The organism is Brevibacterium sp. UCMA 11752, assembly GCF_021532235.1.
GTDB lineage: Bacteria > Actinomycetota > Actinomycetes > Actinomycetales > Brevibacteriaceae > Brevibacterium > Brevibacterium antiquum.
In genome coordinates this window covers 1-10,696 of sequence record NZ_JACBOS010000002.1, presented here as the reverse complement: position 1 = coordinate 10,696, position 10,696 = coordinate 1, and the positions used below count along the sequence as shown (strand labels likewise).

Below are 10,696 nucleotides of genomic sequence, written 5' to 3'. Positions count from 1 at the left end.
TGAGTGCTCCGATGCTCAGAGATGCCATCGAGTCCTTGCCTGCAGCCTGAGGTTCTTGCCAGTCAGATGGCCCTGCTGGTCAGACGGCTCTGCGTGATCCTTGCTGGGCCCGGTTCCTGACCTCTGACGGCAGAATGTGAACGATCTCGGGAGACCATTGTGGCCACGTCGAGTCCTGCATATTCGAGGATCTCGTCGCGGGTGCCCTGCGGCAGGAACTCATCAGGGGCGCCTAGTTCGAGGACGCCGACCCGCGAGTCAGCCGCCCGCAGATCGCTGCGGATCTGCGAACCGATTCCGCCGACCTTGACACCGTCCTCGATGACAGCAACCAGGCTGTGCTCAACGGCCATGTCGATGACTCCGCCTGGCACAGGCAGAACCCAACGCGGGTCGACGATCGTTGAGGCGATTCCGTGGTCGGCCAGTTCTTCGGCCACTTCCTGAGCGCGCCCGGCGAACGGACCGACGGAGACGATGAGCACGTCTTTGGAGGAACCTGCTGGGACCTCTCGCAGAACGTCGACGCCGTCATCGAGGCGACGCAGCGCAGGAATATCTGTGCCTACGCTTCCACGAGGGAAGCGGATCACGGTCGGTGCGTCCTCGATGGCGACGGCTTCGGCCAGCTCCTCTGTCAGACGCGCGGCGTCACGAGGGGCTGCCAGTTTGAGACCGGGCACGATACGCAGCATCGCCATGTCCCAGATTCCGTGGTGACTGGCGCCGTCCGGTCCGGTGATTCCGGCACGGTCGAGGACGAAGGTGACCCCCTGGCCGTGCAGGGCCACGTCCATGAGCAGCTGGTCGAAGGCGCGGTTGAGGAACGTCGCATAGATGCACACGACGGGGTGCAGCCCGCCATAGGAGAGTCCCGCGGCGGATGCCACCGCGTGCTGTTCGGCGATGCCGACGTCGAAGACCCGCTCCGGGTATGCCTCGGCGAACTTTGCGAGGCCGACCGGCAGGAGCATCGCCGCTGTGACGGCGACGATGTCCTCGCGCGTCTGTGCGATCCGGAGCACCTCTTGGCCGAAGACGGACGTCCATGAGGTCTGCTTCGACGGTGTCGACTTGCCGGTGAGCGGATCGATGACGCCGACGGAGTGGAACTGATCAGCGTCGTCGTTGAGAGCCGGATCGTAGCCCTGGCCCTTCTGGGTGATCATGTGCACGATGACGGGTCCGCCGTCGTATTGCTTGGCCCGTTGGAGGGCCTTCTCGACCATCGGCAGGTCGTGTCCGTCGACCGGTCCGAGGTACTTGATGCCGAGTTCGTCGAACATTCCTGCCTGCTCCGCGCTGACCATGTCCTTGAGACCTCGTTTGACCCCGTGGATGGCACTGTAGGCGGCGCGTCCGGGTACGCCCGACTGCCTCAGCGTCGACTTTCCCCAGGACAACAGCTTTTCGTATCCCGAGGTGGTGCGCAGTTCGTCGAGGTGCTCAGCGAACCCGCCGACCGTCGGCGCGTAGGAGCGGCCGTTGTCGTTGACGACGATGATGAGCTTGCGCGGTGGTGTCGATTTGTCGGCCGCAATGGTGTTCAGAGCTTCCCAGGCCATACCGCCGGTGAGTGCTCCGTCGCCGATGACAGCGACGACGTGGCGATCGCTTTCGCCCTTGAGCTGATGCGCTTTGGCGATTCCGTCGGCCCAGGACAAAGATGCCGAAGCGTGGGAGTTCTCGATAACGTCATGTTCGCTCTCGGCCCGGCTGGGGTATCCGGAGAGCCCATCACGCTGGCGCAGACTCGAGAAGTCCTCCATGCGTCCGGTGAGGAGTTTGTGAACGTAGGTCTGGTGACCGACGTCGAAGAGGATCGTGTCGTGAGGAGATTCGAACACGCGATGGAGACCAACAGTGAGTTCGACCACGCCGAGGTTGGGGCCGAGGTGTCCACCTGTGCCGGCGACGGCCGTGACCAGGTAGTCCCTGATCTCCTTCGCCAGAACTTCGCATTCGGCATCGTCGAGCTCACGCAGCTGAGATGGCGAGTTCATCGACTCGAGGAATGTCATTCGGCCTCGCTCCTGAATGCAAAATAGTTGGTCTGATACTGCAATTTCCGCTCGAATCATCTTAACGCCTCACGACGCAGAGTTGGTCCACCCGCCGGTTCTGCAGGCACTGATTGTGTCTGGTTACACTCCCCTGGGCGTCCCTTCACAGCTGTCCGATCCCGCGGGTTCTCACGTCCAAACGACGACGAAGGCCGGCGGGTTGAACCCACCGGCCTTCGTCAATCAACGGTGCCGCCGAAGAGGCAGCAGCCTGAGATCAAGCAGTCGCGAGCTGGCGCAGCACGTACTGCAGGATGCCGCCGTTACGGTAGTAATCGGCTTCACCCGGGGTGTCGATGCGGACCACTGCATCGAAGTCGACGGTGGTTCCGTCTTCCTTCGCGGCCGTCACCTTGACGGTCTTGGGGGTCTTGCCCTCGTTGAGCTCGGTGATGCCGGAGATCGAGAAGGTCTCCGTGCCATCAAGGCCCAGCGAGTCAGCTGACTCGCCGACGGGGAACTGCAGCGGCACAACGCCCATGCCGATGAGGTTCGAGCGGTGGATGCGCTCGAAGCTCTCGGTGATGACGGCTTCGACGCCGAGCAGCTTCGTGCCCTTGGCAGCCCAGTCACGTGAGGAACCCGAACCGTATTCCTTGCCACCGAGGATGACAAGAGGGGTGTCGGTCTTCGCGTAGTTCACGGATGCGTCGAAGATCGAGGTCTGCGGACCGCCCTCCTGCGTGAAGTCGCGGGTGAAGCCACCCTGGACTCCGTCAAGGAGCTGGTTCTGGAGACGGATGTTCGCGAACGTGCCGCGGATCATCACCTCGTGATTGCCGCGACGCGAACCGAAGGAGTTGAAGTCCTTGCGCTCGACACCGTGCTCGATGAGGTACTTGCCGGCCGGGGTATCGGCCTTGAAGGAACCTGCAGGCGAGATGTGGTCGGTGGTGACTGAGTCGCCGAGCTTCGCCAGCACGCGTGCGCCCTTGATGTCGGAAACGGGTTCTGCTTCCAGACCCATTCCGTCGAAGAAGGTGGGTTTGCGCACGTAGGTCGACTCATCGTCCCACTCGAAGATCGCACCTTCTGGCGTCTGCAGAGCCTTCCAGCGGTCGTCACCTTCGAAGATCCGGCCGTATTCCTCGTCGAACATATCTGTCGAGATCGACGAAGCGATGACCGATTCGACCTCTTCCGGTGAGGGCCACAGATCCTTGAGGTAGACGTCCACGCCTTCCGAGTCTTGACCCAGGGGCTGGTTCTCGAAGTCGAAGTCCATGGTTCCGGCCAGAGCATAGGCGATGACCAGTGGAGGCGAGGCAAGGTAGTTCATCTTCACATCGGGGCTGATGCGGCCCTCGAAGTTACGGTTGCCGGAGAGAACTGCACTGACCGCCAGGTCGTTGTCCTGGATGCTCTCCGAGATATCGGAATCGAGCGGTCCGGAGTTGCCGATGCAGGTGGTGCAGCCGTAGCCGACGACGAAGAAGTTGAGTGCCTCGAGGTCCTCGATGAGGTTGGCCTTCTTGTAATACTCGGTGACGACCTTCGAACCCGGAGCGATGGAGGTCTTGACCCAGGGCTTGGAGTTGAGTCCGCGTTTGCGAGCATTGCGGGCCAGGAGGCCTGCAGCCAGCATCACCGATGGGTTCGAGGTGTTGGTGCACGAAGTGATCGACGCGATCGCCACAGCACCGTTGGCCAGTTCGAAGCTGGATCCGTCGCCGGTGGTGACGGGAGCCGACTTGTTCTCTTCGCCGGGCTTCGCGTAGTTGTGGATGTCCTTGGCGAACTGGTTCTTCGCGTCGGAGAGTTCGATGCGGTCCTGCGGGCGCTTCGGTCCTGAGATCGAAGGCACGACGGAGGAGAGATCGAGCTCGATGTACTCCGAGTACTCAACTTCCTTGCTGGGGTCGTGCCACAGGCCCTGGGCCTTGGCATAGTCCTCAACCAGCTGGATCTGTTCGGCCGAACGACCGGTGAGCTTCAGGTAGTCGATGGTGACTTCGTCGATCGGGAAGATCGCAGCGGTCGAACCGAACTCGGGGCTCATGTTGCCGATCGTCGCGCGGTTGGCCAGAGGCACCGCGGAGACGCCCTCGCCGTAGAACTCGACGAACTTTCCGACTGCTCCGTGCTGACGCAGCATATCGGTGATCGTGAGCACGACGTCCGTTGCGGTCACACCGGAGGGGATTTCGCCGGTCAGCTTGAAGCCGACGACGCGAGGGATGAGCATCGAGACGGGCTGGCCGAGCATTGCTGCCTCTGCTTCGATTCCGCCGACGCCCCAGCCGAGCACACCGAGCCCGTTGACCATGGTGGTGTGGGAGTCGGTGCCGACCAGGGTGTCCGGGTAGGCGCGGAGCACACCGTCGACCTCACGCGGCATGACGACGCGTGCGAGGTGCTCGATGTTGACCTGGTGGACGATGCCCATGCCTGGAGGAACGACCTTGAAGTCGTCGAAGGCCGTCTGGCCCCAGCGCAGGAACTGGTAGCGCTCACCGTTGCGCTTGTACTCCATGTCCATGTTGAGCTCGATCGCTTCGGCGGTGCCGAAGTTGTCGATCTGAACCGAGTGGTCGATGACCAGCTCGGCCGGAGCCAGCGGGTTGACCTGTTCCGGCTTTCCACCGAGCTCGACGACCTTCTCGCGCATTGTCGCGAGGTCGACGATGCAGGGCACGCCGGTGAAGTCCTGCATGACCACACGGGCGGGGGTGAACTGAATTTCCGTAGCCGGCTCAGCACTGGGATCCCAGCTGCCGAGGGCTTCGATATGCTCCGAAGTGATATTCGCACCGTCTTCAGTGCGCAGCAGATTCTCCAACAGCACTTTGAGGCTGAATGGAAGCTTCTCTGATCCTGGGACCTGATCCAGGCGATAGATCTCGTAATCCGTTTCGCCTACGGTCAGGGTGCTCTTCGATTTGAACGTATCGACGTTGCTCATCGTGATTCTCCTGTTTCATCCGACACTCATCCAAGAAAACCGGGCCAGCCCGTGAGCCGCGCACCGATTTACGCGACACAAATGTTCCAAAAGTATCTTGACGTCAAGATAAATTCTATCTCATTTGCTCGCCCTTGACCACCTTCGGAGCATGGCCTGTCGGTGAACTGAGAATCGGGTTTTCCCAAGTCACAGTCCGGACAACTCCCGCGCGAAGCGGTGCTGCGAAACACTAATCTGGAGTCACATCAGCAGCTGCGAACTAGGAGCATTCATGGACCCGTTCACTCTCGGAGCCGGATTCGGATTCGGGGCACTCCTCGTCGGCATCATCTTCGCCGTCATCTGTCGAACCCTGGCCGATGAGAAGGGCCGCTCATCTGAGCGGCCCTTCTCATCGGCCAGGGTTCGACAGATGACGGCGAAGATGATGCCGACGAGGAGTGCCCCGAATCCGAATCCGGCTCCGAGAGTGAACGGGTCCATGAATGCTCCTAGTTCGCAGCTGCTGATGTGACTCCAGATTAGTGTTTCGCAGCACCGCTTCGCGCGGGAGTTGTCCGGACTGTGACTTGGGGAAAACCCGATTCTCAGTTCACCGACAGGCCATGCTCCGAAGGTGGTCAAGGGCGAGCAAATGAGATAGAATTTATCTTGACGTCAAGATACTTTTGGAAACATTTGTGTCGCGTAAATCGGTGCGCGGCTCACGGGCTGGCCCGGTTTCTTGGATGAGTGTCGGATGAAACAGGAGAATCACGATGAGCAACGTCGATACGTTCAAATCGAAGAGCACCCTGACCGTAGGCGAAACGGATTACGAGATCTATCGCCTGGATCAGGTCCCAGGATCAGAGAAGCTTCCATTCAGCCTCAAAGTGCTGTTGGAGAATCTGCTGCGCACTGAAGACGGTGCGAATATCACTTCGGAGCATATCGAAGCCCTCGGCAGCTGGGATCCCAGTGCTGAGCCGGCTACGGAAATTCAGTTCACCCCCGCCCGTGTGGTCATGCAGGACTTCACCGGCGTGCCCTGCATCGTCGACCTCGCGACAATGCGCGAGAAGGTCGTCGAGCTCGGTGGAAAGCCGGAACAGGTCAACCCGCTGGCTCCGGCCGAGCTGGTCATCGACCACTCGGTTCAGATCGACAACTTCGGCACCGCCGAAGCGATCGAGCTCAACATGGACATGGAGTACAAGCGCAACGGTGAGCGCTACCAGTTCCTGCGCTGGGGCCAGACGGCCTTCGACGACTTCAAGGTCGTTCCTCCAGGCATGGGCATCGTCCACCAGGTCAACATCGAGCACCTCGCACGCGTCGTCATGCCGCGTGAGGTCGACGGTGTGCTCCGCGCCTACCCGGACACCCTGGTCGGCACCGACTCCCACACCACCATGGTCAACGGGCTCGGTGTGCTCGGCTGGGGCGTCGGCGGAATCGAAGCAGAGGCAGCAATGCTCGGCCAGCCCGTCTCGATGCTCATCCCTCGCGTCGTCGGCTTCAAGCTGACCGGCGAAATCCCCTCCGGTGTGACCGCAACGGACGTCGTGCTCACGATCACCGATATGCTGCGTCAGCACGGAGCAGTCGGAAAGTTCGTCGAGTTCTACGGCGAGGGCGTCTCCGCGGTGCCTCTGGCCAACCGCGCGACGATCGGCAACATGAGCCCCGAGTTCGGTTCGACCGCTGCGATCTTCCCGATCGACGAAGTCACCATCGACTACCTGAAGCTCACCGGTCGTTCGGCCGAACAGATCCAGCTGGTTGAGGACTATGCCAAGGCCCAGGGCCTGTGGCACGACCCCAGCAAGGAAGTTGAGTACTCGGAGTACATCGAGCTCGATCTCTCCTCCGTCGTGCCTTCGATCTCAGGACCGAAGCGCCCGCAGGACCGCATCGAACTCTCCGACGCGAAGAACCAGTTCGCCAAGGACATCCACAACTACGCGAAGCCCGGCGAAGAGAACAAGTCGGCTCCCGTCACCACCGGCGACGGATCCAGCTTCGAACTGGCCAACGGTGCTGTGGCGATCGCGTCGATCACTTCGTGCACCAACACCTCGAACCCATCGGTGATGCTGGCTGCAGGCCTCCTGGCCCGCAATGCTCGCAAACGCGGACTCAACTCCAAGCCCTGGGTCAAGACCTCCATCGCTCCGGGTTCGAAGGTCGTCACCGAGTATTACAAGAAGGCCAACCTCATCGAGGACCTCGAGGCACTCAACTTCTTCGTCGTCGGCTACGGCTGCACCACCTGCATCGGCAACTCCGGACCGCTCGATTCCGATATCTCGGAGAGCATCCAGGACAACGACCTGGCGGTCAGTGCAGTTCTCTCCGGCAACCGTAACTTCGAGGGCCGCATCAGCCCCGATGTGAAGATGAACTACCTTGCCTCGCCTCCACTGGTCATCGCCTATGCTCTGGCCGGAACCATGGACTTCGACTTCGAGAACCAGCCCCTGGGTCAAGACTCGGAAGGCGTGGACGTCTACCTCAAGGATCTGTGGCCCTCACCGGAAGAGGTCGAATCGGTCATCGCTTCGTCGATCTCGACAGATATGTTCGACGAGGAATACGGCCGGATCTTCGAAGGTGACGACCGCTGGAAGGCTCTGCAGACGCCAGAAGGTGCGATCTTCGAGTGGGACGATGAGTCGACCTACGTGCGCAAACCCACCTTCTTCGACGGAATGGGTCTGGAAGCAGAACCCGTTTCCGACATCAAGGGCGCACGCGTGCTGGCGAAGCTCGGCGACTCAGTCACCACCGACCACATCTCGCCTGCAGGTTCCTTCAAGGCCGATACCCCGGCCGGCAAGTACCTCATCGAGCACGGTGTCGAGCGCAAGGACTTCAACTCCTTCGGTTCGCGTCGCGGCAATCACGAGGTGATGATCCGCGGCACGTTCGCGAACATCCGTCTCCAGAACCAGCTCCTTGACGGAGTCCAGGGTGGCTTCACCCGCGACTTCACGCAGGAGGGCGGTCCGCAGACCTCGATCTTCGACGCATCCGTGAACTACGCGAAGACCGACACCCCTCTTGTCATCCTCGGTGGCAAGGAATACGGTTCGGGTTCCTCACGTGACTGGGCTGCCAAGGGCACGAAGCTGCTCGGCGTCGAAGCCGTCATCACCGAGAGCTTCGAGCGCATCCACCGCTCGAACCTCATCGGCATGGGCGTTGTGCCGCTGCAGTTCCCCGTCGGCGAGTCAGCTGACTCGCTGGGCCTTGATGGCACGGAGACCTTCTCGATCTCCGGCATCACCGAGCTCAACGAGGGCAAGACCCCCAAGACCGTCAAGGTGACGGCCGCGAAGGAAGACGGAACCACCGTCGACTTCGATGCAGTGGTCCGCATCGACACCCCGGGTGAAGCCGATTACTACCGTAACGGCGGCATCCTGCAGTACGTGCTGCGCCAGCTCGCGACTGCTTGATCTCAGGCTGCTGCCTCTTCGGCGGCACCGTTGATTGACGAAGGCCGGTGGGTTCAACCCGCCGGCCTTCGTCGTCGTTTGGACGTGAGAACCCGCGGGATCGGACAGCTGTGAAGGGACGCCCAGGGGAGTGTAACCAGACACAATCAGTGCCTGCAGAACCGGCGGGTGGACCAACTCTGCGTCGTGAGGCGTTAAGATGATTCGAGCGGAAATTGCAGTATCAGACCAACTATTTTGCATTCAGGAGCGAGGCCGAATGACATTCCTCGAGTCGATGAACTCGCCATCTCAGCTGCGTGAGCTCGACGATGCCGAATGCGAAGTTCTGGCGAAGGAGATCAGGGACTACCTGGTCACGGCCGTCGCCGGCACAGGTGGACACCTCGGCCCCAACCTCGGCGTGGTCGAACTCACTGTTGGTCTCCATCGCGTGTTCGAATCTCCTCACGACACGATCCTCTTCGACGTCGGTCACCAGACCTACGTTCACAAACTCCTCACCGGACGCATGGAGGACTTCTCGAGTCTGCGCCAGCGTGATGGGCTCTCCGGATACCCCAGCCGGGCCGAGAGCGAACATGACGTTATCGAGAACTCCCACGCTTCGGCATCTTTGTCCTGGGCCGACGGAATCGCCAAAGCGCATCAGCTCAAGGGCGAAAGCGATCGCCACGTCGTCGCTGTCATCGGCGACGGAGCACTCACCGGCGGTATGGCCTGGGAAGCTCTGAACACCATTGCGGCCGACAAATCGACACCACCGCGCAAGCTCATCATCGTCGTCAACGACAACGGCCGCTCCTACGCGCCGACGGTCGGCGGGTTCGCTGAGCACCTCGACGAACTGCGCACCACCTCGGGATACGAAAAGCTGTTGTCCTGGGGAAAGTCGACGCTGAGGCAGTCGGGCGTACCCGGACGCGCCGCCTACAGTGCCATCCACGGGGTCAAACGAGGTCTCAAGGACATGGTCAGCGCGGAGCAGGCAGGAATGTTCGACGAACTCGGCATCAAGTACCTCGGACCGGTCGACGGACACGACCTGCCGATGGTCGAGAAGGCCCTCCAACGGGCCAAGCAATACGACGGCGGACCCGTCATCGTGCACATGATCACCCAGAAGGGCCAGGGCTACGATCCGGCTCTCAACGACGACGCTGATCAGTTCCACTCCGTCGGCGTCATCGATCCGCTCACCGGCAAGTCGACACCGTCGAAGCAGACCTCATGGACGTCCGTCTTCGGCCAAGAGGTGCTCCGGATCGCACAGACGCGCGAGGACATCGTCGCCGTCACAGCGGCGATGCTCCTGCCGGTCGGCCTCGCAAAGTTCGCCGAGGCATACCCGGAGCGGGTCTTCGACGTCGGCATCGCCGAACAGCACGCGGTGGCATCCGCCGCGGGACTCTCCTATGGCGGGCTGCACCCCGTCGTGTGCATCTATGCGACGTTCCTCAACCGCGCCTTCGACCAGCTGCTCATGGACGTGGCCCTGCACGGCCAGGGGGTCACCTTCGTCCTCGACCGTGCCGGAATCACCGGACCGGACGGCGCCAGTCACCACGGAATCTGGGACATGGCGATGCTGCGTATCGTGCCCGGTCTCAAACTGGCAGCCCCTCGTGACGCCGCGCGTCTGACAGAGGAGCTGGCCGAAGCCGTCGCCATCGAGGACGCACCGACCGTGATCCGCTTCCCTCGTGGAAGCGTAGGCACAGATATTCCTGCGCTGCGTCGCCTCGATGACGGCGTCGACGTTCTGCGAGAGGTCCCAGCAGGTTCCTCCAAAGACGTGCTCATCGTCTCCGTCGGTCCGTTCGCCGGGCGCGCTCAGGAAGTGGCCGAAGAACTGGCCGACCACGGAATCGCCTCAACGATCGTCGACCCGCGTTGGGTTCTGCCTGTGCCAGGCGGAGTCATCGACATGGCCGTTGAGCACAGCCTGGTTGCTGTCATCGAGGACGGTGTCAAGGTCGGCGGAATCGGTTCGCAGATCCGCAGCGATCTGCGGGCGGCTGACTCGCGGGTCGGCGTCCTCGAACTAGGCGCCCCTGATGAGTTCCTGCCGCAGGGCACCCGCGACGAGATCCTCGAATATGCAGGACTCGACGTGGCCACAATGGTCTCCGAGATCGTTCACATTCTGCCGTCAGAGGTCAGGAACCGGGCCAGCAAGGATCACGCAGAGCCGTCTGACCAGCAGGGCCATCTGACTGGCAAGAACCTCAGGCTGGCAGGCAAGGACTCGATGGCATCTCTGAGCATCGGAGCACTCAATTCGA

At 61.6% G+C, this 10,696-nt stretch carries 5 protein-coding genes; 2 read left to right on the top strand and 3 right to left on the bottom strand.

Annotated features, from left to right (window positions below; translation table 11 throughout):
- Nucleotides 1-62: 62 nt before the first annotated feature.
- The 3 genes from dxs (HU144_RS00070) to HU144_RS00060 form a co-directional block, all read right to left on the bottom strand.
- Nucleotides 63-2,021 (bottom strand): 1-deoxy-D-xylulose-5-phosphate synthase, encoded by a 1,959-nt coding sequence (gene dxs, locus HU144_RS00070; protein WP_235349570.1) that lies wholly within the window; start codon nt 2,019-2,021, stop codon nt 63-65.
- A gap of 259 nt (nt 2,022-2,280) precedes the next feature.
- Nucleotides 2,281-4,965, bottom strand: coding sequence for an aconitate hydratase AcnA (gene acnA, locus HU144_RS00065; protein ID WP_235349568.1), 2,685 nt, complete (start codon nt 4,963-4,965; stop codon nt 2,281-2,283).
- 243 nt (nt 4,966-5,208) lie between these two features.
- Complete coding sequence (locus HU144_RS00060) at nt 5,209-5,451, bottom strand: hypothetical protein (protein WP_235349569.1); 243 nt, start codon at nt 5,449-5,451, stop codon at nt 5,209-5,211.
- A 275-nt stretch (nt 5,452-5,726) separates the two neighbouring features.
- On the opposite strand from HU144_RS00060, the gene acnA (HU144_RS00055) reads away from it, so the two are divergent.
- On the top strand, nt 5,727-8,411 hold the full coding sequence (acnA, locus tag HU144_RS00055) for an aconitate hydratase AcnA (protein WP_235349568.1): 2,685 nt from the start codon (nt 5,727-5,729) through the stop codon (nt 8,409-8,411).
- Between the two features lie 259 nt (nt 8,412-8,670).
- Nucleotides 8,671-10,696: 1-deoxy-D-xylulose-5-phosphate synthase (dxs, locus tag HU144_RS00050; RefSeq protein ID WP_235349567.1), on the top strand; the 2,026-nt coding region annotated here is incomplete at its 3' end.

Excerpts from the sequence above, each read along its gene's own strand:
- dxs (WP_235349570.1), bottom strand. The coding sequence starts at position 2,021 with ATGACATTCCTCGAGTCGATGAACTCGCCATCTCAGCTGCGTGAGCTC.
- acnA (WP_235349568.1), bottom strand. The coding sequence starts at position 4,965 with ATGAGCAACGTCGATACGTTCAAATCGAAGAGCACCCTGACCGTAGGC.
- HU144_RS00060 (WP_235349569.1), bottom strand. The coding sequence starts at position 5,451 with ATGGACCCGTTCACTCTCGGAGCCGGATTCGGATTCGGGGCACTCCTC.
- acnA (WP_235349568.1), top strand. The coding sequence starts at position 5,727 with ATGAGCAACGTCGATACGTTCAAATCGAAGAGCACCCTGACCGTAGGC.